The 279-nt window shown below is 60.9% G+C and carries 1 protein-coding gene; it reads left to right on the forward strand.

From position 1 onward, the window contains the following. A partial coding sequence (locus AF337_RS12400) for a hypothetical protein (RefSeq protein ID WP_152971027.1) occupies positions 1 to 279 on the forward strand: 279 nt, incomplete at both ends.

The raw sequence follows: 279 nt of genomic DNA on the forward strand, positions 1-279 counted from the left end.
ATGCTGCCCTTCACCACCGAGGAGGCCTGGCTGTCGCGCAACCCGTCCGCCGTGTCCGTGCATCTTGAGCAGTTTGCTCCGGTTGCAAAGGAATGGCGCAACGATGCCTTGGCCGAGAAGTGGAAGAAGATCCGTACAGTGCGTTCGGTTGTGACCGGCGCCCTGGAAATCGAGCGCAAGGACAAGCGCATTGGCTCCTCGCTGGAAGCGGCTCCGCTTGTCCACATTGCCGATCCGGAGCTGTTAAAGGCGCTGGAAGGCCAGGACTTCACCGAAGTC

The organism is Rhizobium ecuadorense (genome assembly GCF_001187535.1).
In the GTDB taxonomy this organism is placed as follows: domain Bacteria; phylum Pseudomonadota; class Alphaproteobacteria; order Rhizobiales; family Rhizobiaceae; genus Rhizobium; species Rhizobium ecuadorense.